This is a genomic window from Arthrobacter sp. ISL-30, assembly GCF_018613855.1.
In the GTDB taxonomy this organism is placed as follows: domain Bacteria; phylum Actinomycetota; class Actinomycetes; order Actinomycetales; family Micrococcaceae; genus Arthrobacter.
The window spans coordinates 73935-97133 of the sequence record NZ_JAGGPK010000003.1 but is presented as its reverse complement, the minus strand read 5'-3'; the positions used below and the strand labels follow the sequence as shown (position 1 = coordinate 97133).

Below are 23199 nucleotides of genomic sequence, written 5' to 3'. Positions count from 1 at the left end.
AAGCCTAACGGCTCATCGGCCCGGAAGCTTACCGGGGGGCTGCGGCATGGCAGGCGCCCTTGCCAGTATTTGCGCGGAATGTTCACACTCCGGAATCGAGTGGACCCGGACGCAAACTCCGCACTAGCGTTTACACAAGGTGCAATTATGTAACATGCCCGAAACAATACGGACACTCCCGGGAAACCCCACGTCCATAGGGTGATAAAAGTTGCTAGCGACCATGGCGCAGGGGGATTTTTTGTGTCTCCCTGCTTTTGGTTTGCGCTGGACCAGACGGCCTCGTAGGCCTGTTATTTCATATGCATAAGGAGCATAGATGTTCAAGACTGCGGACGAAGTCCTCAAGTTCATCACAGACGAAGATGTTAAGTTCGTCGATATCCGCTTCACCGATCTTCCGGGCGTCCAGCAGCACTTCAACGTGCCGGCAAAGAGCGTTGACGCTGACTTCTTTGTCAACGGCCAGCTCTTTGACGGATCCTCCATCCGCGGCTTCCAGGGCATTGCCGAGTCCGACATGCAGCTCATTCCGGACGTGACCACCGCCTTCATCGACACCTTCCGCGTCGAGAAGACCCTGGCCCTTAACTTCTCCATCGTGAACCCGCGCACCGGTGACCCTTACCACCGTGACCCCCGCGGTGTGGCCGAGAAGGCCGAAGCCTACCTGGCATCCACTGGCATCGCCGACACCGCCTTCTTCGCCCCCGAGGCTGAGTTCTACGTCTTCGACAACGTCCAGTTCGAGTCCTCCCCGCAGGGTTCGTTCTACAAGGTTGACTCCATCGAGGCTCCCTGGAACAGCAGCCGTGAAGAAGAGGCCGGCAACCTCGGCTACAAGACCCCGTTCAAGGGCGGCTACTTCCCCGTTGCACCGGTCGACCACCAGGCTGACCTGCGCGACGCCATGTGCGTGAACCTGGACGAGGCCGGCCTTGAAGTTGAACGCTCCCACCATGAGGTCGGCGCCGCCGGCCAGGCCGAGATCAACTACAAGTTCACCACCCTGGTGCACGCTGCTGACGACCTGCAGAAGTTCAAGTACGTCGTCAAGAACACCGCTTGGGAGTGGGGCAAGTCCGTCACCTTCATGCCCAAGCCGATCTTCGGCGACAACGGCTCCGGCATGCACTGCCACCAGTCGCTGTGGAACAACGGCGACCCGCTGTTCTACGACGAGAAGGGCTACGCCGGACTGTCCGACACCGCCCGCTGGTACATCGGTGGCCTGCTGAAGCACGCTTCCGCCGTCCTGGCATTCACCAACCCGACCGTCAACTCCTACCGTCGCCTGGTCAAGGGCTTCGAAGCTCCGGTCAACATGGTGTACTCGCAGGGCAACCGCTCCGCCGGTATCCGCATCCCGATCACGGGCAGCAACCCTAAGGCCAAGCGCATCGAGTTCCGCGCACCGGACCCCTCCTCCAACCCGTACCTGGCCTTTGCCGCCCAGTTGATGGCCGGCATCGACGGTATCCGTAACCGCATCGAGCCCCCGGCTCCGATCGACAAGGACCTTTACGAACTCCCCGCCGAGGAAGCCAAGGACATCCCCAAGGCTCCGGGCTCCCTCGAGGAGGCACTGGAGGCACTGCGCGAGGACAACGAGTTCCTGCAGGCAGGCGGCGTCTTCACCCAGGACCTGATCGACACCTGGATTGAGTACAAGTACGAGAACGAAATCAGGCCCCTGGCCCTGCGTCCGAACCCGTACGAATTCGAACTTTACTACGGCGTCTAATTCTTCCTCGGACTGAAATTGTTTCAGTCCACATGGAATTCCAGGAATTCCTGAATAGCAAAAAGGCGGCCATGGGTTTCACAACCCGTGGCCGCCTTTTTCGTCGCTACCAGCCGATAGAATGTGATGGCGGGAACACTTTTCAAGGAAGCCAGGGTTTTCAAGGGAGCCAGGAATGGCCGGATGGAATGCTGATATCGCGGCTGGTCCAACTGGACCGGGTGCAGTAACACTGGTCGAGGGTTCGTCGTTTTGCATTTCGCTGCAGAACGGGGACATCTTCCCCCATCATCCCCACGGCGTCTTTTACCAGGACACCAGGATCATTTCGCGCTGGTGCCTCACAGTGAATGGCCAGCCGCTGGAACCTCTTGGCGCCTGGACCCAGGTGCCCTATGAGGGGACCTATGTGGGCCGGGCCACAAGGTCCGACGGGCGGGCGGACAGTCCCCTCACGGTCGAACGGCGGCGGGAACTGGGCGTCGGAATCGTCGAGGACATCATCATCCACAACTATGGGCGGGAGCCCGCGGTGTGCGAAGTGATGATGGCTGTAGATGCCGACTTTGCTGACCTCTTCGAGGTCAAGGATGGACGCGTACACAGGACCTGGGAGCAGGAGCGCCGGCACGATGACGCCTCCCTCAGCATCGAAGCGGCCTGGCAGGAGCTCCGAAAGGGAGTGGTGATCCGCGCCTTGGGAGCCAAGCCAAAGGCCACTGATGAAGGCCTCTATTTCGGGTGGACCATTCCCGCGCAGGGCGAATGGACCGTGCGGATCGCGGCTGTGCCGACAGTAGACGGGGTTGAAGCGGCGGCGCCGCCGCTTCACTTGTCGCCGGACACAGTATCCCCTCAGGACAGGCGTCAACAGGCCTGGAATGCCAGCATCCCCAATACCCGCCTGGGGAACAGGTCAGTAGAACGTACCCTCCAGCGCGCCCATGACGATATGGGAGCGCTACGGATCGTCGACCCGCAACATCCCGAGCGGATGGTCGTTGCTGCCGGTGCCCCCTGGTTCATGGCCCTGTTCGGCCGGGACTCGCTCCTCGCCTCCTGTATGGTCCTGCCCCTCGACGCCACCCTCGCCCTAGGCACCCTGCAGACCCTGGCAGAGCGGCAGGGCACCAAGGTGGATCCCCTGACCGAAGAACAGCCGGGCAGGATCCTGCATGAGGTGCGTCTCGGCGTCGGAACCGGCCTGGCCCTTGGAGGCAAGTCCGCCTATTACGGAACAGCGGACGCCACTCCCCTCTTCGTCATGCTGCTGGGTGAAGCCAGTCGTTGGGGCCTGCATGCTGAAGACATTGCTGCGCTCATCCCCCATGCCGACCGCGCGCTGGACTGGATCCGGGATTACGGCGACCTCGACGGCGACGGTTTCGTGGAGTACCAGCGGCTCAATGACCAGGGCCTGGTCAACCAGGGCTGGAAGGACTCCTGGGACGGCATCAATTTTGCGGACGGTACCCTGGCCGAGCCTCCGATCGCGCTCTGCGAAGTTCAGGGCTACGTGTACAGCGCCTACGTTGCCCGAGCCTGGATGGCCTACGAGGCCGGCGATACCACCTTGGCCGCCGAACTGCGGGACAGCGCCGAGCGGCTGAAGGAGAAGTTCAACGAACAGTTCTGGCTGCCGGACAAGGGCTACTTCGCTGTCGCACTTGACCGGGACAAGCGCCCTGTTGATGCCTTGGCATCCAATATGGGTCATTGCCTTTGGTCAGGCATCATCGACAAGGACAAGGCTGCGTCGGTCGTGGAACGCCTGATGTCCCCCGAGATGTTCAGCGGCTGGGGAGTGCGCACCCTCGCGACCACAATGGGCGCCTACAACCCGGTGAGCTACCACAACGGTTCCGTCTGGCCCCATGACAACTCCCTGATCGTAGCCGGAATGCTGCGATACGGCTTTGTTTCGGAGGCACAGCGTCTCGCCACTGCCCTCATGGAAGCAGCCGAGTACACCGACAACCGCCTGCCAGAACTCTTTTGCGGCTTCAACCGGTCCGACTACCCGGAGCCGCTGCCCTACCCCACCGCGTGCTCCCCGCAGGCCTGGGCGTCAGGCACGCCGGTGATGCTTATCCGGAGCCTGCTGCGTTACGAAGCACACGTCTCCCAAGGCGGTCTCTGGCTGGATCCGGTGCTGCCCAGGAGCTGGGGGTCGCTGCACACCACCAATCTGCCGATGGCTGGAGGGTGGCTCACCCTCGACGTCACGGGCTCACGCGTTTCCCTCAAGGGGCTGCCCGACGGCATGGTCCTGCACCGCGGGATCCGGCCCTCGCTGGCCGACCTCGTAGAACGCGGGAAGCTCCCTGAAAAGTATCAGGAACAGGTTTGAGGATCAGAAGCTCCTGTACATAATCCGCTGCGGACCGGAGTTTCCGCCCAAGTACCGGCCGCGGTCCACGAAACCGGCCCTGGCGTACGCGGCCAGTCCTGTGGAATTGCCCTCGTTGACGGACAGTACGACGCCGGCCTGGCCGCCCCCGTTTCGGACCGTCACCTTTCGGGCTTCGTCCACTGCTGCGGCAGCCGCACTGCTTCCCAGTCCTTCCCCCTGCCTCTTTCTGTCAATGAGGAATCCCCGCAGGAGCCACACTGAATCGTCGTCGGGCCATCCGGCGAGTGACGCGGCTCCGAACTGCAACGTCAGGACGCCCACTACTTCTCCATTGGCTTCAATGACATAGGGCAGCCGGGATTCATCCTCCAGGGCGAGGAGGGTCATCTTGAGGGGCTCACCGACGAACTTTTCCTGGCCCGGCCCCAGGTTCAAAGCCGCGACATCGCCCAGCTTGATATCGCGTGCGTCGGAATCGAGGCTCTTCAAGGGGATGAGCCAAACGGTTTGGGACATCCTCAGAGCCTATCCAAACAGTTATTCGGGAACCGAGCTCTCATCCATCCACAGGACCTCCCACTGGTGGCCGTCCAGGTCCTGAAAGCTCTGGCTGTACATAAAACCGAGGTCCTGGGGTTCGTTGGAGGGTGAACCGCCCGCCTCAAGGGCTTTGCGCACCATGTCGTCCACTTCGTCCCTGCTGTCAGTGGAGATGGCCATGAGCACCTCCGTGCTGGCGCGCGCATCGGCGACCGGCTTATTCGTGAATGTCTGGAAGAACTTCTCTACCAGGAGCATGACAAAGGCATTGTCATTGAGGATCATGCACGTGGCATTTTCATCGGTGTAATCCGGATTGAAGGAAAAGCCGAGGGCGGTGAAGAATTCCACCGACTTGTCCAGATCCTTGACGGGCAGGTTGACGAATAATTGGGTAGCCATGCGACCCAAGCTAGCAGCCGGTCCCGGGGAAGTCACTGCCCGTAAAACACCTTCTCGAAGACGGCGCGGGCGCGGCGGCTCAGCCGCAGGTAATCTTCCTCGAACGCGGCCGCCATCCCTGGTTCATAGCCGCACCAGCGTGCCACGGCTTCCAGGTCCCGCCGGGAGGAGGGGAGGACGTCCGAAGCGCGTCCGCTCCAAATAACGTTGGCCGATCGGATCCGGCTGGCGAGCCGCCAGGCCTTTCCCAACAGGTCCGCGTCCCCCTTGCCGAGAAGCCCCAATGAACGCGCGGCTGCAAGCGCCTCAAGCGTGGAGGTTGTCCGCAGTTCCGGATGCTTCCCTGCGTGCTGCAACTGCAGCAGCTGGACGAGCCATTCGACGTCGCTCAGGCCGCCGCGGCCAAGCTTGACGTGTCTCGCCGGATCCGCACCGCGGGGCAGCCGCTCCGATTCCACTCGGGCCTTGATCCTGCGTATCTCACGGAGATCCTGCTCGGCGAGCGATTTCGGATAGCGGATGGGGTCGATGAGCCGAAGGAAGTCCGCCGCAAGATCGTCGTCGCCTGCCATCGGCTGGGCCCGCAGGAGTGCCTGGGCCTCCCAAATCAGGGACCACCGCCGATAGTACTCGGCATACGATTCCAGGGACCGGACCATCGCCCCGCTCTTGCCCTCAGGGCGCAGGTCAGCATCCACCATCAACACCCGTTCCGCCATGATCGCAGGCTTCAAGGGTTGCGTCAGGAGGCTCGAAATGTGCGCCACGATGGCTTCGGCCTGCTTCTGCGCCTCATCCTCGGGGACACCCGGCATTGCCCTGTGGACATACATGACGTCGGCGTCTGAGCCATAGCCGATTTCCCGTCCCCCCTGGCGCCCCATGGCGACGACCAGAAGGCGGGTTTTGAGTGGTTCGGTGGCAGTGACGATGCCTTCGGCAACGCGTAGGGCACCCAATACGGCAGCGCGGTCCGCATCCGCGAGTGCATGTCCAACCTGGTCCTGTTCCAGGAGGCCGGAACTGTCTGCGATCGCAATGCGCAGGATCTCCCGGCGCCGGATCAGCCGGATGAGCCGCATGGCGCTCTCGGGATCCGAATGGCGGGACATCTTCGACTGGATTTCCTGCCACTGGGCCGAGAAGCTGATCGCGCGCAGGTCCTTGTCGGTGCCAAGCCAGGCGACGGATTCCGGGGAGACTTCCAGCAGGTCGGCAATCAGCCGGGAATTAGCCAGCATATGGCAGAGCCGCTCGGCCGCCGCCTGCGAGTCGCGCAGCATTCCGAGGTACCAGTGAGTGGTGCCCAGCGTTTCGCTGACACGCCGGAAGGCCAGGAGGCCGGCGTCGGGATCCACACCCTCAGCGAGCCAGCCCAACAGGATCGGCAGCAGCTGACGCTGGAGCGCAGCGCGGCGGCTGACGCCTGCCGTGAGCGCTTCGATATGGCGCATGGCGCCCTGCGGGTCGCGATACCCAAGCGCCGCCAGCCGCCCTTGGGCTGCCTCCGGGGTAAGCCTCGTATCCTCGGAACTTAGCTTTGCAGCGGTATTCAACAGCGGGCGGTAGAAGATGCGGTCGTGCAGCTCGCGGACGGAACGCTTGGTCTTCTGCCATGTAGCAACGAGCGCATCGGGGTGCGGCCGCTCGGTGGAGAACGGGCCAAGAACGGCCTTGGCCAGGAATCGCAGCGCGTCCTCATTAACTGGCATGAGGTGGGTCCGCCGCATCTGGAAAAGCTGGATCCGGTGTTCCAGCAGGCGCAGGTAACGGTAGGCATGATCGAAGCCGGCGGCGTCGACACGCCCGATGTACCCGCCTGACGAGAGCGCGGCAATGGCGGAGGTGGTATCCCTGCTGCGCAGTGACTCGTCGGACTTTCCGTGCACCAGCTGCAGGAGCTGGACGGTAAATTCGACGTCGCGCAAGCCTCCGGGGCCGAGCTTGATCTGCCGCTGCTCCTCGGCAGGGGGAATGTTGGATGTCACGCGCCGACGCATCGCCTGGACGGATTCCACGAATCCGTCCCGTCCCGCGGAGGCCCAGACCAGGGGCTGCACGGCCTCCTCGTAGCGTGCCCCCAGCTGCCGATCGCCGGCAATCGTTCGAGCCTTCAGGAGGGCCTGGAACTCCCAGCTTTCCGCCCAGCGGTGGTAATAGCTCAAATGGGAGGGTAGGGTTCGAACCAGCGGCCCGGACTTCCCCTCCGGACGAAGATTCGCGTCCACCTCCCAGAGTCCAGGCTCTGGACCCGGGGAGGAAATGGCCCGGGAAATGCCAGCCGCCAACGCGCTGCCTATCGTGCTCGCCTGCGGGTCATCCATGCCGTCCGCCTCGATCACGTAGATGACGTCGACGTCGGAAATATAGTTCAGTTCCCGGGCACCGCACTTGCCCATGCCTATGACGGCAAGGCCGACGGCGGCAATGTCCTCGGGCCCAAACTTCGCCGAGGCTTCGGCTCGGGACACAGCCAGCGCCGCCTCAATGGCTGCGCCCGCGAGATCCGCCAGCTCAGCACCGACGGACGGCATGTAGTCCTGCGGCGAGGCAGCGCACAAATCCTTGACGGCCAGGTCTGCGAGTCCGCGCCGATACGCCGTGCGAAGTGCGGCATACGCAGGAGGCCCGGTCAAAGCCGCAACCGGCCGCGCCACCATCGGGTCTGCCTGGACAGAGCGCAACAGGGTGGCCCGCAGCGCCTCGGCCGCGGCAGGCATCGGCTCCGGGCTGACCCGGGAATCGAAGACCGTCAAGTGCTCCGGATGGCGGATCAGGAATTCACCCAGCGCCTCGGACGCACCGAGCAGTCTGTAGAGGGACTCACTGCGATCCGGGTGGGCGGCAGCCAGTTCCCTGACCGCGGCGTTCTTCTCGATGAGCCGGACAAGCGATTGGAGCGCAGTGTCTGGGCTGGCGGCAAGCTGAAGTCCGGAAAACAGCGTGTCCTGGTCGATCCCTTCGAGCTCGGGCGCGGCAAGGAACCGCTCCCCCTTTTCGAGATCAGTAAAACCGGACGCAATAAGGCGCCGGGCAAGGCTCATGAGTACCGCCTAGAGAATACCGAGATTGCGCTGCAGCTCGTACGGCGTCACCTGCAGGCGGTAATCCTGCCATTCGGCACGCTTGTTCCGCAGGAAGTGTTCGAAGACCTGCTCGCCCAGGATCTGCGCTACCAGTTCCGATTCCTCCATGGCCCGAATAGCATCATGCAGGCTCGCAGGCAGGGGATCGTGACCCATGGCGCGGCGCTCAGCCGAGGTCAACGACCAGACGTCGTCTTCCGCTGCCGGCGGCAGTTCATAGCCTTCCTCGATGCCCTTCAAGCCCGCCCCCAACAGCACGGCATAGGCGAGGTACGGGTTGGTCGCGGAATCAATGCCTCGGTACTCGATGCGGGCGCTCTGCCCCTTGCCCGGCTTGTAGAGCGGTACGCGCACCAGCGCGGAGCGGTTGTTGTGGCCCCAGCTCAGGTAGCTCGGCGCCTCTCCCCCGCCCCAAAGCCGCTTGTAGGAGTTCACGAACTGGTTGGTGACGGCGGTGAACTCCGGAGCATGCCGCAGGATGCCGGCAATGAACTGGCGGGCCGTCTTGGAGAGCTGGAACTCCGCCCCGGCTTCGTAGAACGCGTTGGTGTCGCCCTCAAAGAGGGAGAAGTGGGTGTGCATCCCGGAGCCCGGGTGGTCCGTGAAGGGCTTGGGCATGAATGTGGCGTAGGTGCCCTGCTGGAGCGCCACCTCCTTGATCACCGTGCGGAACGTCATAACGTTGTCCGCCGTCTGGAGGGCATCGGCATACCGGAGGTCAATTTCATTCTGCCCCGGTCCGCCCTCATGATGGCTGAACTCCACGGAAATCCCGACAGACTCCAGCATGGTAACCGCCGTGCGCCGGAAGTCCTGGGCGACGCCGCCCGGAACATGGTCAAAATAGCCGCCCTCGTCCACCGGCACCGGTGCACCGTTAGGGCCAAGCTCCTGCGATTTGAGCAGGTAGAACTCGATTTCGGGATGTGTGTAGCAGGTGAAGCCCATATCAGCGGCCTTCGCCAGCGTGCGCTTGAGGACGTTTCGGGGATCGGCCGTAGAAGGCTCGCCATCCGGAGTCAGGACGTCACAGAACATCCTTGAGGTCTGCTCGGTCTCCCCGCGCCACGGCAGGATCTGGAACGTGGAGGGATCCGGCTGAGCCAGCATGTCGGATTCGAACACCCGGGCCAGGCCTTCAATGGCGGAGCCGTCAAAACCGAGGCCTTCTTCGAAAGCGCCTTCAACCTCGGCCGGGGCCAGCGCCACGGACTTGAGCGAACCGACGACGTCGGTGAACCACAGACGCACGAAGCGCACGTCACGCTCTTCAATTGTCCGCAGAACAAATTCTTGCTGGCGGTCCATAGGGCCCTCTTTCCCGGGTCAACGTCCATGCCGCGGATTCCATCCTTCTGGAAGCGTGCGGCAGCTCAGCATTCACTCTACTAAGCATTGCCAATGAATGCTGAAGGCATCGGGTGCGTAACACAGCGTTTACATCGCCATGGCCAGGGCCTCCAGTGGCTACGGCGCCGCCTCCACCACTACTCTCTAATCATGGCCTCGAGCAACAATCCTGAACCAGACCTGCCCACAGAGCTTCCTGCGCCCTACGGCAACGGTCCCACCGGCACTTCGGCGGCGTCCGGAGCTGTGGAATCCGGCACGGCGAAGAAGCCTGCCTCACGCGTGCGCACGCATCACCTTCAGCAGGCCAAGGCGGAGGGCTCGCGCTTCGCCATGCTCACGGCCTACGAGCAGTACACTGCGGAGATCTTTGACCAGGCCGGCATCGAGGTCCTTCTAGTTGGCGACTCTGCGTCGAACAATGTTTTCGGAAACGAGACGAGCCTGCCCGTCACGGTCGATGAGCTCCTGCCCCTGTGCCGTGCCGTGGCCCGCTCGGCCAAGCGCGCCTTGATCGTCGCGGACCTCCCCTTCGGCAGCTACGAGGTTTCACCCCAGCAGGCTGTCGCCAGCGGAGTCCGGTTCCTGAAGGAGGGCCTCGCGCACGCGGTGAAGATCGAAGGCGGCAAGTTCTACGCCGAGACGGTCCAGGCGATGGTACAGGCCGGAATTCCAGTCATGGCCCACATCGGCTTCACGCCCCAGAGCGAACATTCCCTCGGCGGTTATCGGGTCCAGGGCCGCGGAGATGACGCCAGCCGGTTGATCGAAGACGCCGTCGCCCTTGCCGACGCGGGGGCCTTTAGTGTCCTGATGGAAATGGTCCCCGCCGAAACGGCGGCCGCCGTCGACGCCGCCGTCGCTGTCCCGACGATCGGAATCGGTGCCGGGAACGCAACAACAGGCCAGGTTCTCGTCTGGCAGGACATGGCGGGACTGCGGGGCGGCAAGATGGCCCGCTTCGTCAAACAGTATGCGGATCTTCGCAGCACCCTGGCCGAGGCTGCAAGGGCCTATGGGGATGATGTCCGATCGGGCCAATTCCCGGGACCTGAGCACTCCTTCTGAGGAGGGAGAGTGCAGGATCGGCTAGAAGTCGTCGTCCTTCTCCCAGGCTTCGTTGCGTGCCCTGACCTTTTCCAGGGCGTGCTCCGCCTCTTCGCGCGTCTTGTACGGCCCAATCAGCTGCGTCCAGTCAGACAACGCATCTTCTTCAATCTCATGCGTCTTCACGTTGTACCAGTACTCGGTCACTGTTCCTCCTGCTGATCGTCGTTGATACCGGCCAGCAAACGGCTCCGGCCGGCCTGTGCCGGTCCCGCCCGGCGTAACCTTTGAAGCCTCAGCGTCGTCTTTCCGGGCTCTGTTAGTTGCGTCTCTTTCGTCCCTTATATGATCAATCTATGCCTTCTCTCGCTTCGACTGCACCCATCGGTATGCTGGTTCCCGGAACGGTCAGTCCCCAGCTGCCGGTACCGGCGTCGATTCCGCGCCCGGAATACGTGGGCAGGAAGGGACCCGAGAAGTTCACCGGCTCTGAGGTCAAGTCCGCTGAGACCATCGAGAAGATCCGCGTGGCCAGCCGTATCGCCGCCCAGGCCATCGTGGAGGTCGGCAAGCACATCTGGCCAGGAGTTACTACCGACCAGCTGGACCGTATCGGCCACGAGTTCCTCCTTGACCACAACGCCTACCCCTCGACCCTGGGCTACCGCGGATTCCCCAAATCGCTCTGCTCGTCCCTGAACGAGGTCATTTGCCACGGCATTCCAGACAGCACCGTGGTTCAGGACGGGGACATCCTGAACATCGACATCACGGCGTTCATCGGCGGAGTCCATGGAGACACCAACTACACCTTCATGGTGGGAGACGTCGACGAGGAATCGCGACTCCTGGTGGAACGTACGCAGGAAGCGCTGAACCGTGCTATCAAGGCCGTCGCCCCCGGCCGGGAAATCAACGTCATTGGCCGCGCGATCGAATCATATGCCAAGCGTTTCGGCTATGGCGTAGTACGCGACTTCACAGGTCACGGCGTCGGCGAGGCTTTCCACACCGGCCTGATCATCCCCCACTACGACGCCGCGCCCGCTTACAACAGAGTCATTGAACCCGGCATGACCTTCACCATTGAACCGATGCTCACGCTCGGCACCATCGAATGGGACATGTGGGCCGATGAGTGGACCGTTGTGACACGGGACCACAAACGCACCGCCCAATTCGAGCACACCCTGCTGGTCACGGAGACCGGCGCCGAGATTTTGACCCTTCCCTGAGCTACCGGAAGAGCACCGCAGCCATGTGGCTGCCCCACGCCCACCCGCCCCCGCCACGAATGGAATCGCATTGAGCAAGAAGGACGAGAAGAAACACAAGAGCGCCCCGCTGATCGGCATCGATATCGGCGGTACCGGGATCAAGGGCGGCATCGTCGACCTCAAAAAGGGCAAGCTGATCGGTGACCGCTTCCGCATCCCGACGCCCCAGCCAGCAACTCCTGAATCCGTCGCCGAAGTGGTGGCCCAGATCGTTGAGGAGCTCTCCTCCCGCCCGGATGCTCCCGCGGCCGATGCCCCCGTAGGCCTCACCTTCCCCGGCATCATCCAGCACGGCGTGGTCCGGTCGGCTGCCAATGTGGATAAGTCCTGGCTCGACAAAGACATCGATGCACTGCTGACGGCCCGCCTGGGCCGGCCCGTCGAGGTCATCAACGACGCCGACGCCGCCGGCCTCGCCGAAGCCCGCTACGGCGCCGGAGCAGGCGTTAATGGTACCGTCCTGGTCATTACCCTGGGCACTGGAATCGGCTCAGCCTTTATCTTCGACGGCAAGCTCGTCCCCAACGCCGAACTCGGCCACTTGGAAATCGACGGATTCGACGCCGAAAGCAAGGCGTCCGCCGTCGCCAGGGAACGCGACGGGTTGAGCTGGGAAGAATACAGCGTCCTGCTCCAGCGCTATTTCTCCCATGTCGAGTTCCTGTTCTCCCCGGAACTCTTCATTGTTGGCGGCGGTATCTCGAAGCGTTCGGACGAATATTTCCCGCACCTTAAGCTCCGCACAAAGATCGTCACAGCCGAGCTGAAGAACGACGCCGGCATCGTGGGCGCCGCCCTCGAAGTTGCCCTAAACCGCAAGCTCGCCGAGTAGGCGGACAGCCGCAAAAAACCACGACGGCGACCGGCACTTGGCTAGAAAACCAAGCTTGCTGGTCGCCGTCGTCAGTTCACAACACCTTTACATAACGGCGTTGTGCCGGTGGTAGCTGCGGCTTCCCCTCCGCTGCCACCACCGGAACTAGAGCCGGCTCTTTTCAGAGCTCTTATCCGGGCTCTTGCCCCCGGCAGCTTTCGCTTCCACATCGCCCTCATGCCGCAGGAGCGAAATGGCTGATTCAAAGTCCTCAAGGGATTCGAAGGCCTGGTAGACACTGGCGAAACGCAGGTACGCAACCTTGTCCAGCTTCTGGAGGGGACCAAGGATGGCCAGCCCCACCTCATGCGCGTCGATCTCGGCGGCTCCGGAGGCACGGATTTGCTCTTCGACTTCCTGTGCCAGCAGTGCAAGGTCGTCTTCAGTCACAGGCCGGCCCTGGCACGCTTTCCGAACGCCGTTGATCACCTTGATGCGGCTGAAAGGCTCGGCCACGCCCGACCTCTTGATGACGGACAGGCTGGTAGTTTCAACCGTGGTGAAGCGCCGGCCACATTCCGGGCACTGACGCCGCCGGCGGATGGAGGATCCGTCGTCGGCCATGCGGCTGTCGACGACGCGGGAATCAGGGTTGCGGCAGAACGGGCAATACACGTTGGTCCTCTCCCTGCGAGGGTCCGGCTTTCGGAATGTACGACGCCGGCGTGGCCGGAAGTCGCAAAAAGGTGCCGGAAGTTTCCCTTCCGGCACCAGTCTACGACTACATTTAGCCTAATGACAAGCTTGTAATTACCACATGTAGTGGTTGCCTGGCTGACCCGGTTTTCAGCCGCCCTGGCATTCAGGCTTCCAGGTTCACGCTCCGCTAGCCATGTTCCCCAAAGCGAATCCTGACGGCATCTCCGTGCCCCGGAAGATCCTCGGCGTCGGACAAGCTCACAATGTGGCCGCTGACTTCCTCGAGGGCTTTCCTGTCGTAGTTGATGACCTGCACGGCCCGAAGGAAGGTGGTCACATTGAGGCCGGAAGAAAACGCGGCAGTGCCGCTCGTTGGCAGGACGTGGTTGGAGCCCGCGCAGTAGTCACCCAGGCTGACGGGACTGTAATCGCCGACAAAGATTGCGCCGGCATTGCGGATTCGGCCCGCGACAGCCGGGGCGTCGGCGGTCATGATCTCAAGGTGCTCTGCTGCGTATGCATCGCAGACGGCGATTCCCTGGTTCAGGTTGTCAACCAGGACCACGCCCGATTGCGGGCCGGAGAGAGCCTGCAGTACCCGGATGGAGTGCTTGGTTGAGGCAACCTGGAGGGCCAGTTCCGAGCGTACGGCGTAAGCCAGTTCTTCGGAGTCCGTGACCAGCACGGACGCTGCCTTCGGATCGTGCTCGGCCTGGCTGATGAGGTCAGCGGCCACCAGTGCCGGTTTGGCATTGGCGTCGGCGAGGATGGCGATTTCAGTGGTCCCTGCCTCCGAGTCAATTCCGACAACCCCCTTCACCAGTCGCTTGGCGGTGGCAACGAAGATATTGCCGGGCCCGGTGACGACGTCGACGGGCTCAATCGGACCAAGCTCGCCCTCCCCCTCAACTCCGTAGGCAAAGGATGCAATCGCCTGTGCCCCGCCGATGGCATAGACTTCCTCGATTCCGAGCAGTGCTGCGGCCGCCAGGATGGTGGGGTGCGGGAGCCCATCGAACTCCTTTTGCGGCGGGGATGCCAGCGCGATGGAGGAGACGCCCGCTGCCAGGGCAGGCACAACGTTCATAATGACGGAAGAGGGATAAACGGCCAGTCCCCCAGGCACGTAAAGTCCCACACGGGCCACGGGAACCCAGTTTTGGCTGACCACAGCTCCGTCGGCCAGTTCAACGTCCACGTTCCCGGGCCTCTGCCCCTCCGCGAAACGGCGGGCACGGCTGATCGATTCCTCCATGGCAGCCCGGACGTCCGGGTCGAGGTTCTGCAGCGCGTTCTGGATGGCCGTCGCCGGTACCCGGGGATGAGTCTGCTCAACGCCGTCGAAACGGCTCGCCAGCTCGGCCAACGCCTCGAAACCGCGTTCACGGACACCCTTGATAATGTCCAGGACCTTCGCTTCGGCGTCTGCCGTGGTTTCATGCCGGGCGCGGGGAACGGCAGCTCGCAACTCTAACAGTGACATGTGGCGGCCCCGCAGGTCGATAGTGCGGAAGTCAACTGGGGCGGCTAGGGATGCTGTGGGGCTCTCCGGAGAATTGGTCACCCGGCTATTTTACGTGCACCCAAGGCTGCCAGGTGTCGGTGGCCGTCAGTGTTCGACGGAGGGCTTCCGCATCAGGCTTATGAGGTTCAGGACGAAGGTGCAGGCCGCGGCGGCCCCCGGCCACAAGGCAAGCACTGCCAGGGAACGCAGGGAGAACGCCATGCTCGGATGCTCCAAGGTATCGGCCGGCGGGCCCCACCATTGCCCCGCCTGGACACCAACGAGCCAGGCGGTGAGGGCGCCCGCGGCTCCACCTATGACTACCAGGACAATCCTCCTCGGGAGAAGGGAATCCTGCGGCCTGCCATCAAGGAGGACGGCGACAAAACTACCTGCAAGCAGGAAGAGGCCGGCGAGGACAAGGTCCCGTGGCAGCCAGGCCTCAATGCGCGTTCCGTCCGCCAGTGACGGGTTCCCGGATAAGAGATTCAGCCCGCCCGGGGCAAGCAGCCACCATGCCAGCCCAACCGCCAGGCCTGCAGCGGCTTGAAACACCACCCACGGCCAGAGTGCCTTCTTCGCGCCGGTCGTTGCCACCGAAGCCGGAGCCTCGCCCCCTGGAGAAGCGTAAAGTTCACCGTAGAGGGGCCTGCCGGATTCGGGTCGCGTCATGACATAAACATTAACAAATTGTCAGGACCATCCCGAGCGGGCGTCGCGTTGGCAGGCGGCCGCTACTGTTGCCGAAAGGCTTGAATCAACCGGATAGGGCAGGAGAACGATCAGAGTGGCCCCAGAGAGCGCAGCCTTCGTGGGCACGTTCAAGGAAATGTTCCGTCGCCATGCCGCAGGCGTCGCCATCCTTACCGTCAACCATGACGGAGTTCCCTATGGGTTCACTGCAACATCAGTCGCGTCACTGTCCGCCGAACCGCCAAGGTTCACCTTCAACATGGCCAGGAGTTCCCGCTCCTGGCCCGCCGTCGCGAACGCCACCTACATCGGCCTGCACATGCTCGGGCTGGAGAACCAGGAACTCGCCGATCGCTTCGCGCGCACACGGAACCGCTTCGAGGGCGACCACTGGGAATTCGGGCCCCACGAGGTACCCATCCTCAACGACGTGACGGGTTGGCTCATCGGCAAAATCCAGATGCGCCTCTCATTCGAAAACAACGCCGTCGTAGTGGTGGAAGTTGTGGACGGTCAGGTAGGCGAAGACGGGGCTCCCCTGCTATACCACTCCGGGGCCTACAGCCAGCCCGCACCCCTCGATTACGAGATCTGACGGCTGGTTGTCCCGCCTCCTCAGTTGTCCAGGCAGGCCGGTCCCAACAGGACCTTCAGGTCTCCGAACAAAGCCGGGTTGGGATTAACGCGGAGGTGGATGGGCAGAGCCATAACCTCAACCTTCGTATCACCGGTCAGGTTGAGGCGAACCTCAGAGTTACCCCTGTGGGTCCGCAGGACATCGCGGAGGTCCGTAACCACCGATTCCGTCGCCTTGTGAGTTGCCAGGGTGATCACGACGGGCCCATTGACGCCTTCGCTGAGGTCCGGCACTGAGAGCTCCATGGCATTCAGTGTGACGGCGCCGTCGTCGCGCTTTTGCAGCCGGCCCTTCACCACCACAATGAGGTCTTCGGCCAGGACGGAGGCGATTGGTCCGTAGACCTGCCCGAAGAACATCACCTCCATGGAGCCGCCGAGGTCTTCGATTTCGGCACGGGCGTAGGCGTTGCCGCTGGCCTTGGCTATCCTTCGGCTCAGGGAGGTGATCATCCCGGCGATCGTGATGATGGCACCGTCCTGGGGCCCTTCTTCGCCGATCACGGACGTGATGGTCTGGTCCGCGTGCTGGCTCAGGAGCCCTTCAAGGCCCTGTAGCGGGTGGTCGGACACGTACAGCCCAAGCATGTCGCGCTCGAAGGAGAGCTTGTCCTTCTTCTCCCACTCTGGCAGGTCGGGAATCTCCGTGGTGAGCGACGCTTCGGGTTCCTGGTCTTCGAATCCCGCGAACAGGTCAAACTGTCCGATCGCCTCATTCCGCTTGAGCGTGATCACCGAATCAATGGCTTCTTCATGGATCATCGCCAGGGCGCGCCGCGGATGCCCGAGGGAGTCAAACGCCCCGGCCTTAATGAGTGATTCAACGGTCCGCTTGTTGCAGACGACGGCGGGAACCTTCAGCAGGTAGTCCTTAAAAGACGTGAACGCGCCCTCGGACCCGCGTGCCGCCACCATGGCCTCAACGACGTTCACGCCGACGTTCCGGATCGCGGCCATGCCAAAGCGGATATCCGTGCCCACCGGGGTGAAGTTGACGCTGGATTCGTTGACATCCGGTGGCAGGACCGTGATGCCCATCTTGCGGCACTCGTTCAGGTACATGGCCAGCTTGTCCTTGTCATCACCCACGCTGGTGAGCAGCGCTGCCATGTACTCGGCAGGGTGGTGCGCCTTGAGGTAGGCCGTCCAGTACGAGATGACTCCATAGGCGGCCGTGTGCGCCTTGTTGAATGCGTAGTCGGAGAACGGGAGGAGGATATCCCACAGCGCCTTGATCGCCGCGTCCGAATAGCCGTTGTCCCGCATGCCCTGGGAAAAGCCTTCAAACTGCTTGTCGAGCTCTTCCTTCTTCTTCTTGCCCATGGCACGGCGGAGCAGATCCGCCTGGCCCAGGGAGTATCCGGCCACCTTCTGCGCAATGGCCATAACCTGCTCCTGATACACAATCAGGCCATAGGTGGTACCAAGGATTTCAGCCAGGGGCTCTTCGAGCTCGGCATGGATAGGCGTGATTTCCTGCTGCCCGTTTTTCCGCAACGCGTAGTTGGTGTGCGAGTTGGCGCCCATCGGGCCCGGCCGGTAGAGGGCCAGCACGGCGGAAATGTCTTCGAAGTGGTCCGGCCGCATGAGCTTGAGCAGCGACCGCATCGGCCCGCCGTCGAGCTGGAAGACCCCAAGGGTGTCTCCGCGGGCAAGCAGCTCATAGGAAGCCTTGTCCGTGAGTTCAAGATCCTCAAGGACCAGGTCGATGCCCTTGTTGAGCTTAATGTTTTCGACGGCGTCGGTGATGATCGTCAGGTTCCGAAGCCCGAGGAAGTCCATCTTGATCAGGCCAAGGCCTTCGCAGGTCGGGTAGTCGAACTGCGTGATGACCTGGCCGTCCTGCTCACGGCGCATGATGGGGATGATGTCGATCAACGGGTCCGAGGACATGATGACGCCGGCCGCGTGGACACCCCACTGACGCTTCAGGCCTTCAAGGCCGAGGGCCGTTTCAAAGACCTTCTGCGAATCGGGATCTGTCTTCAGCAGCTCCCGCATCTCTTCGGCCTCGGAATAGCGCTTCGCCTCCGGGTTGTGGATGTCATAGAGGGGCATGCCCTTGCCCATGACGTCCGGGGGCATGGCCTTGGTGAGTCGTTCTCCCGTGGAGAAGGGGTAACCAAGCACCCGTGAGGAGTCCTTGAGCGCCTGCTTGGCCTTGATGGTGCCGTAGGTGACGATCATGGCGACGCGCTCGTCACCGTATTTCCCGGTGACGTACTTGATGACCTCGGGGCGTCGACGATCATCGAAGTCGACGTCGAAGTCGGGCATGGATACGCGATCCGGGTTGAGGAAGCGTTCAAAGATCAGGCTGTGTTCCAGCGGGTCGATGTCCGTGATGCGCATGGCATAGGCAGCCATGGAGCCCGCGCCCGAGCCACGGCCCGGACCGACCCGGATTCCGTTGTTCTTGGCCCAGTTGATGAAGTCGGCAACTACCAGGAAGTAGCCGGGGAAACCCATCTGGACGATGACGCCGACCTCGTAGTCCGCCTGCTTGCGGACGGCATCAGGAATGCCCTTCGGGTAGCGGTACTGCAGGCCCTTTTCGACTTCCTTGACGAACCAGGATTCCTCGTTTTCCCCTTCCGGCACAGGGAAGCGGGGCATGTAGTTGGCCTTGGTGTTGAACTCGACATCGCACCGCTCGGCGATGAGCAGTGTGTTGTCGCAGGCCTCCGGGTGGTCACTGAAGATTGCCCGCATTTCCGCCGGGGACTTCAGGTAGAACTCGTCGGCGTCGAACTTGAAGCGCTTGGGGTCCGCGAGGGTGGAGCCGGACTGCACGCACAGCAGCGCAGCATGCGAGGAAGCGTCCTCGGCGTGGGTGTAGTGGAGGTCGTTGGTGGCCACCATCGGCAGCCCGAGCTCCTTGGCGAGCTTGATGAGGTCGCCCTGGATGCTCCGCTCGATGTCCAGTCCGTGGTCCATCAGTTCGCAGAAGAAGTTGTCCGCACCGAAGATATCGCGGAAATCGGAGGCAGCCTGCATAGCTTCCTTGTACAGGCCCAGCCGCAGCTTGGTCTGCACTTCTCCGGACGGGCAGCCAGTGGTTGCTATGAGGCCCTTGCCGTAAGTCTGAAGAAGGTCCCGGTCCATGCGAGGCTTGTAAAGGTAGCCTTCGAGCGAGGCCAGGGACGACATCCTGAACAGGTTGTGCATGCCCTCGGTGGTTTCGGCCCACATGGTCATGTGCGTGTAGGAGCCGGCACCCGAGACGTCGTCCCGTCCGCCGTCGCCCCAGCGGACGCGAGTCTTGTCCTGCCGGGCGGTGCCCGGCGTCAAGTAAGCCTCGACGCCGACGATGGGCTTCACGCCTGCGTTGCGGGCCTTGTTCCAGAAGTCGAAGGCACCGAATACGAAACCGTGGTCAGTGGTGGCAAGGGAATCCATGCCGAGTTCCTTGGCATGGCTGAAAAGGTCCCCCAGCCTGGCTGCACCATCCAGCATGGAGTACTCGGTGTGGTTGTGGAGATGTACAAACGAGTTCTTGCCGGAAGTCACCACGACATTCTATAGGGCTGCCCTAAAGACTGTCGGACGACGCGCGCGTGGCCGCCGATGTTAGGCGTTGCCGCTGGCGAGCAGGTCCAGCGCGTACTGCAGGTCCGGGGGATACTTGCTGGTGACCTCGATCCATTCGCCACTGCGGGGGTGGCTGAAGCCGAGCTGACGGGCATGCAGCCACTGCCGTGTGAGGCCCAGGTTCGCGGCGAGGCGGGGGTCCGCCCCGTAGGTAAGGTCCCCGGCGCAAGGATGGCGGAGCGCCGCAAAATGGACCCGGATCTGGTGCGTCCTGCCGGTTTCGAGGTGCACCTCTACCAGAGTCGCCTTTCCGTACGCTTCGAGGACCTCGTAGTGCGTCACCGAGGCGCGGCCGTCCTCGATCACGGCGAAGCGCCAGTCATGGCCTGGATGGCGACCGATAGGGGCGTCAATTGTGCCTTCAAGCGGGTCCGGGAGGCCTTGGACTACCGCGTGGTAGACCTTGTCGACCGTTCGCTCCTTGAAGGCGCGCTTGAGGGCCGTATAAGCGTCCTCGGTCTTCGCCACGACCATCACGCCGGACGTCCCGACGTCGAGCCTGTGCACAATGCCCGCCCGTTCGGAGGCACCCGACGTCGAGATGCGGTAGCCGGCGCCCGCAAGCCCACCGACGACGGTAGGCCCCACCCAGCCGGGCGAAGGGTGGGCGGCGACCCCGACGGGTTTGTCGATGACCACGAAGTCGTCGTCGTCCAGCAGAATCTCCAGGCCTTCCACAACTTCCTCCACGACTTCCAGCGGATCACGCCGCTCCGGAACGGTCACTTGCAGGACTGTTCCGGCGATGAGTTTGGCAGACTTTCCCAGCGCCCCGGCCGCCGTCACAACATTGCCCTCCGCAATGAGCTGGGCCGCGGCGGAGCGGGAGATGTCCAGGAGCTTCGCCAGTCCGGCGTCGGCCCGCGCCCCTCCGAGCTCGTCGGGAATGATGACCCGGTCAGGCATCTGACGCATCCTGTCCGCGTGTGGAACCCTGCCCACTGGCGGAATCTTGCTCAGTGGCGGAAGCCTGCTGCCCCTTAGCCGATTGGCGCGATCCATCCAGGCCGATGCCCCGAAGAGTCAGCAGGCAGATGATCGCCACAGCCGAGACGACGGCGGAATCTGCGATATTGAAGATCGCGAAGTTCGGAAGCTGGATGAAGTCAACTACGTGTCCCATGGCGAACGAAGGCTCCCGGAACAGCCTGTCCGTCAAGTTTCCCAATGCTCCTCCGAGAAGCAGTCCCAGGGCAACCGCCCACCACATGGATCCCAGCCTGCGCAGCTGGAGGAGAATCACCACGGAAACTGTAGCCATAATGATGCTGAACACCCAGGTGATGTTTTCGCCGATGGAAAACGCGGCCCCCGAGTTTCGGATGTAGTACCAGTGCAGCAGGGGCGGGAGGACCGGAATGCGTTCCCCCTCAGCCATGGTGGACGTAACCCACAGTTTGGTGAGCTGATCGAAGGCATACGCGAAGACTGTCAGCCCGGCAAAAAGCCAAAGCAGGGCTGCGCGCCTGCGGGGGCGCGCCGGTCGGGCGGGCGTTGGGATGCCGCCGGGTTGTTCGTCGCTCATAGGTCTTTCATCCGTAGGTGGGCTGTTTGAGGCTTAACAGCAAAAGCCGGTGGCCGAGGAATCCCCAGCCACCGGCTTTCAGAATACTTGGTTAAACCTCGGCGTTGGCTTCGCCGACTTCCGGGGCTGCAACAGAGCCACGTGCGTCAAGGTCGCGGAGCTGACCTTCGATGTAGGCCTTCAGGCGCGAGCGGTAGTCGCGTTCGAAGCCGCGGAGCTGCTCGACCTTGCGCTCAAGGACCGAACGCTGCTGCTCGAGGGCTCCGAGGATCTTGCGGGACTTCTCCTGGGCGTCGTTTACCAGGCTGCTGGCTTCGATCTGCGCCTCGGCGATGATCTTTTCCTTCAGCTGCTGGCCATCAGCCACGTGCTTGTCGTGCATCTGCTGGGCCATGGCCAGTAGCCCGGCGGCAGACTCTGCAGAGGAGTTGGCCGGGGCACCTGCTACAGGCGCGGGCACGACTGCCGCGGAAGCGGCCTGCTCTGCTTCCTTCTTCTTGGCGGCTTCTGCTGCCTTGGCTTCGGCTTCAGCCTTGGCATCCTTCTCGGACTTGACCGGGGCAGGAACCTTTTCGACGACAGGAGCTGCCGCCGTGGCAGCAGCCGGTGTGGCATTGCCGCTCTCGGCGAGCTTCTTGCGGAGCTCGTCGTTTTCCTGGTTGAGGCGGCGAAGCTCTACGACAATTTCGTCGAGGAAGTCATCGACCTCGTCCTGGTCGTAGCCTTCGCGGAACTTGGTCGGCTGAAAGCGCTTGTTGACAACGTCTTCTGGCGTCAAAGCCATCTGGTCACCTCGTTGGTCTAGTTAGTCATTAGGCCTTCCGGCCGTTCAAAACTACGGTACCTAAATATGATCTGGTTCCTCTAATCAACACATCGTGTTGTACCAGAGAATTTGCGGTCGGATCGGCGATCGGAGTGATCCGCCGGCCGGCTGCGGGCTGCTACGGGAAACTAAGCGAAACTGTACACGATTGTCATGGCGATGCTGACGACGATGAAAAGCACCAAAAAGCCCAGGTCCAGCGAGATTCCGCCCAGCTGGAGTGGCGGGATCAGCCGCCGCAGCCATCTCAGGGGCCGATCGGTGACCGAGTAGACCAGGTGTGCCGTCACGAGGGCTGCGCCCCTTGGCCGCCACTGCCGGGCGAACATCTGGACCCACTCGAACACCAGCCGTGTGATCAGGGCGACAAAAAACAAGAAAAGTGCAATGTAGACAAGACCGAAAACCAATCCCACGAAACCCATATCTCCTTGTTGCTCAGCAACGCTATTCGGTCCCTCTATTGCAGCACAGATGCCAGGAAGGTTTCCCCGCCTGGCATCTGATGACGCTAGCCGCTAGCTCTGGTTGAAGAAGCTGGCCTGGGATTCAGTGGCCTTCTTGTCGTCTCCGATGACCTCCACGTAGGACGGCGACAGCAGGAAAACCTTGTTGGTGACGCGCTCGATGCTGCCATGCAGGCCGAAGACGAGGCCCGCGGAAAAGTCGACCAGGCGCTTGGCGTCGGCTTCACCCATGTCAGTGACATTCATAATGACGGGGATCCCGTCCCGGAAACTCTCGCCAATGATCTTGGCGTCGTTGTAGGAGCGGGGGTGGACGGTGGTGATCTGCCTCAGGCCGGAGGCGTCTTCGCGGCTCGACGCCGCACGCTTGATAGGTGTCACGGGTGCGCGGTATTCCTCTTCGGCAACAACTTGGGGGGCTTCACGGACAACTTCCCGTATCGGGGCCGGGGCGCGGCGTTCCTCGCGCTCCTGTTCCACGGACCGGTCGTCGTCCTTGTGCATCAGGTGCTGCTCAGACTCGTAGTGTTCGTCGCCATCGGCGAGCCCAAGATAGATCATTGTCTTGCGCAAAGCGCCAGCCATGGTCGACTCCTATCGTGTCTGCATCAGGCGGGCCGCCCATGACCTGACATTGCTGAATCC

20 protein-coding genes are annotated in these 23199 nt (G+C 62.5%); 6 read left to right on the top strand and 14 right to left on the bottom strand.

Going from position 1 to position 23199, the window contains the following annotated elements; all coding sequences use genetic code 11:
- The first annotated feature begins 319 nt into the window (after nucleotides 1-319).
- Together glnA and J7E82_RS00745 are read left to right on the top strand one after the other, a co-directional pair.
- On the top strand, nucleotides 320-1744 hold the full coding sequence (gene glnA / locus J7E82_RS00750; protein ID WP_214859394.1) for a type I glutamate--ammonia ligase: 1425 nt from the start codon (nucleotides 320-322) through the stop codon (nucleotides 1742-1744).
- Between the two features lie 175 nt (nucleotides 1745-1919).
- Entirely contained in the window at nucleotides 1920-4094 is a 2175-nt protein-coding gene (locus tag J7E82_RS00745; RefSeq protein WP_214859387.1) for a glycogen debranching N-terminal domain-containing protein, read from the top strand.
- A gap of 3 nt (nucleotides 4095-4097) precedes the next feature.
- Here J7E82_RS00745 and J7E82_RS00740 read toward each other — a convergent pair whose 3' ends face one another.
- Genes J7E82_RS00740 through J7E82_RS00725 form a run of 4 tightly spaced genes read right to left on the bottom strand, consistent with a single transcriptional unit; the run spans nucleotide 4098 to nucleotide 9433 of the window.
- Nucleotides 4098-4613, bottom strand: a complete 516-nt coding sequence (locus tag J7E82_RS00740; protein ID WP_214859385.1) for a GNAT family N-acetyltransferase — start codon at nucleotides 4611-4613, stop codon at nucleotides 4098-4100.
- Between the two features lie 21 nt (nucleotides 4614-4634).
- Entirely contained in the window at nucleotides 4635-5039 is a 405-nt protein-coding gene (locus tag J7E82_RS00735; protein ID WP_214859383.1) for a VOC family protein, read from the bottom strand.
- Between the two features lie 32 nt (nucleotides 5040-5071).
- Nucleotides 5072-8083: a bifunctional [glutamine synthetase] adenylyltransferase/[glutamine synthetase]-adenylyl-L-tyrosine phosphorylase gene (locus J7E82_RS00730; RefSeq protein WP_214859381.1), complete on the bottom strand. Its 3012-nt coding sequence runs from the start codon at nucleotides 8081-8083 to the stop codon at nucleotides 5072-5074.
- 9 nt (nucleotides 8084-8092) lie between these two features.
- The gene (locus J7E82_RS00725) at nucleotides 8093-9433 is read right to left on the bottom strand and encodes a glutamine synthetase family protein (protein WP_214859379.1); all 1341 of its coding nucleotides are present in this window, start codon (nucleotides 9431-9433) and stop codon (nucleotides 8093-8095) included.
- A gap of 192 nt (nucleotides 9434-9625) precedes the next feature.
- Here J7E82_RS00725 and panB point away from each other — a divergent pair, with 192 nt between their 5' ends.
- Nucleotides 9626-10543 carry a 3-methyl-2-oxobutanoate hydroxymethyltransferase gene (gene panB / locus J7E82_RS00720; RefSeq protein ID WP_214859377.1) on the top strand — a complete coding sequence of 306 codons (918 nt, stop codon included), beginning with the start codon at nucleotides 9626-9628 and terminating at the stop codon, nucleotides 10541-10543.
- A gap of 21 nt (nucleotides 10544-10564) precedes the next feature.
- Here the strand turns inward: panB and J7E82_RS00715 are convergent, their stop codons facing one another.
- Complete coding sequence (locus J7E82_RS00715; protein WP_214859374.1) at nucleotides 10565-10729, bottom strand: SPOR domain-containing protein; 165 nt, start codon at nucleotides 10727-10729, stop codon at nucleotides 10565-10567.
- A gap of 149 nt (nucleotides 10730-10878) precedes the next feature.
- Here J7E82_RS00715 and map point away from each other — a divergent pair, with 149 nt between their 5' ends.
- Together map and ppgK are read left to right on the top strand one after the other, a co-directional pair.
- A complete protein-coding gene (gene map / locus J7E82_RS00710; RefSeq protein WP_214859372.1) occupies nucleotides 10879-11757 on the top strand; it encodes a type I methionyl aminopeptidase in 879 nt (292 codons plus the stop codon).
- A 70-nt stretch (nucleotides 11758-11827) separates the two neighbouring features.
- Nucleotides 11828-12631 (top strand): polyphosphate--glucose phosphotransferase, encoded by an 804-nt coding sequence (gene ppgK / locus J7E82_RS00705; protein WP_214859371.1) that lies wholly within the window; start codon nucleotides 11828-11830, stop codon nucleotides 12629-12631.
- Between the two features lie 147 nt (nucleotides 12632-12778).
- Here the strand turns inward: ppgK and nrdR are convergent, their stop codons facing one another.
- From nrdR to J7E82_RS00690, 3 genes are all read right to left on the bottom strand, one after another.
- Nucleotides 12779-13288 (bottom strand): transcriptional regulator NrdR, encoded by a 510-nt coding sequence (nrdR, locus tag J7E82_RS00700; RefSeq protein ID WP_214859369.1) that lies wholly within the window; start codon nucleotides 13286-13288, stop codon nucleotides 12779-12781.
- Between the two features lie 211 nt (nucleotides 13289-13499).
- Nucleotides 13500-14876, bottom strand: coding sequence for a histidinol dehydrogenase (gene hisD, locus J7E82_RS00695; RefSeq protein ID WP_214859363.1), 1377 nt, complete (start codon nucleotides 14874-14876; stop codon nucleotides 13500-13502).
- A 45-nt stretch (nucleotides 14877-14921) separates the two neighbouring features.
- Nucleotides 14922-15488 carry a hypothetical protein gene (locus J7E82_RS00690; RefSeq protein WP_251041260.1) on the bottom strand — a complete coding sequence of 189 codons (567 nt, stop codon included), beginning with the start codon at nucleotides 15486-15488 and terminating at the stop codon, nucleotides 14922-14924.
- Nucleotides 15489-15645: 157 nt separating this feature from the next.
- Here J7E82_RS00690 and J7E82_RS00685 point away from each other — a divergent pair, with 157 nt between their 5' ends.
- Nucleotides 15646-16104 carry a flavin reductase family protein gene (locus J7E82_RS00685; protein WP_214859625.1) on the top strand — a complete coding sequence of 153 codons (459 nt, stop codon included), beginning with the start codon at nucleotides 15646-15648 and terminating at the stop codon, nucleotides 16102-16104.
- Between the two features lie 20 nt (nucleotides 16105-16124).
- Here J7E82_RS00685 and dnaE read toward each other — a convergent pair whose 3' ends face one another.
- From dnaE to J7E82_RS00655, 6 genes are all read right to left on the bottom strand, one after another.
- Complete coding sequence (gene dnaE, locus J7E82_RS00680; protein WP_214859361.1) at nucleotides 16125-19655, bottom strand: DNA polymerase III subunit alpha; 3531 nt, start codon at nucleotides 19653-19655, stop codon at nucleotides 16125-16127.
- 60 nt (nucleotides 19656-19715) lie between these two features.
- Nucleotides 19716-20642 carry an RluA family pseudouridine synthase gene (locus J7E82_RS00675; protein WP_214859360.1) on the bottom strand — a complete coding sequence of 309 codons (927 nt, stop codon included), beginning with the start codon at nucleotides 20640-20642 and terminating at the stop codon, nucleotides 19716-19718.
- Nucleotides 20635-21261 (bottom strand): signal peptidase II, encoded by a 627-nt coding sequence (gene lspA / locus J7E82_RS00670; protein WP_214859359.1) that lies wholly within the window; start codon nucleotides 21259-21261, stop codon nucleotides 20635-20637. The genes J7E82_RS00675 and lspA overlap by 8 nt, the downstream gene beginning before the upstream one ends.
- Before the next feature lie 91 nt (nucleotides 21262-21352).
- Nucleotides 21353-22045: a DivIVA domain-containing protein gene (locus tag J7E82_RS00665; protein WP_214859358.1), complete on the bottom strand. Its 693-nt coding sequence runs from the start codon at nucleotides 22043-22045 to the stop codon at nucleotides 21353-21355.
- Between the two features lie 170 nt (nucleotides 22046-22215).
- Nucleotides 22216-22503 (bottom strand): YggT family protein, encoded by a 288-nt coding sequence (locus J7E82_RS00660; RefSeq protein ID WP_214859357.1) that lies wholly within the window; start codon nucleotides 22501-22503, stop codon nucleotides 22216-22218.
- Between the two features lie 102 nt (nucleotides 22504-22605).
- On the bottom strand, nucleotides 22606-23139 hold the full coding sequence (locus J7E82_RS00655) for a cell division protein SepF (protein ID WP_214859356.1): 534 nt from the start codon (nucleotides 23137-23139) through the stop codon (nucleotides 22606-22608).
- Between the last annotated feature and the right edge of the window lie 60 nt (nucleotides 23140-23199).

What these genes read in the sequence shown, in the direction of transcription:
- J7E82_RS00685 (WP_214859625.1), top strand. Translation starts at nt 15,646, where the DNA reads ATGTTCCGTCGCCATGCCGCAGGCGTCGCCATCCTTACCGTCAACCAT.
- glnA (WP_214859394.1), top strand. Translation starts at nt 320, where the DNA reads ATGTTCAAGACTGCGGACGAAGTCCTCAAGTTCATCACAGACGAAGAT.
- J7E82_RS00730 (WP_214859381.1), bottom strand. Translation starts at nt 8,083, where the DNA reads ATGAGCCTTGCCCGGCGCCTTATTGCGTCCGGTTTTACTGATCTCGAA.
- lspA (WP_214859359.1), bottom strand. Translation starts at nt 21,261, where the DNA reads ATGAGCGACGAACAACCCGGCGGCATCCCAACGCCCGCCCGACCGGCG.
- map (WP_214859372.1), top strand. Translation starts at nt 10,879, where the DNA reads ATGCCTTCTCTCGCTTCGACTGCACCCATCGGTATGCTGGTTCCCGGA.
- panB (WP_214859377.1), top strand. Translation starts at nt 9,626, where the DNA reads ATGGCCTCGAGCAACAATCCTGAACCAGACCTGCCCACAGAGCTTCCT.
- J7E82_RS00745 (WP_214859387.1), top strand. Translation starts at nt 1,920, where the DNA reads ATGGCCGGATGGAATGCTGATATCGCGGCTGGTCCAACTGGACCGGGT.
- J7E82_RS00725 (WP_214859379.1), bottom strand. Translation starts at nt 9,433, where the DNA reads ATGGACCGCCAGCAAGAATTTGTTCTGCGGACAATTGAAGAGCGTGAC.
- J7E82_RS00655 (WP_214859356.1), bottom strand. Translation starts at nt 23,139, where the DNA reads ATGGCTGGCGCTTTGCGCAAGACAATGATCTATCTTGGGCTCGCCGAT.
- J7E82_RS00675 (WP_214859360.1), bottom strand. Translation starts at nt 20,642, where the DNA reads ATGCCTGACCGGGTCATCATTCCCGACGAGCTCGGAGGGGCGCGGGCC.
- J7E82_RS00665 (WP_214859358.1), bottom strand. Translation starts at nt 22,045, where the DNA reads ATGGCTTTGACGCCAGAAGACGTTGTCAACAAGCGCTTTCAGCCGACC.
- J7E82_RS00735 (WP_214859383.1), bottom strand. Translation starts at nt 5,039, where the DNA reads ATGGCTACCCAATTATTCGTCAACCTGCCCGTCAAGGATCTGGACAAG.
- J7E82_RS00740 (WP_214859385.1), bottom strand. Translation starts at nt 4,613, where the DNA reads ATGTCCCAAACCGTTTGGCTCATCCCCTTGAAGAGCCTCGATTCCGAC.
- J7E82_RS00690 (WP_251041260.1), bottom strand. Translation starts at nt 15,488, where the DNA reads ATGACGCGACCCGAATCCGGCAGGCCCCTCTACGGTGAACTTTACGCT.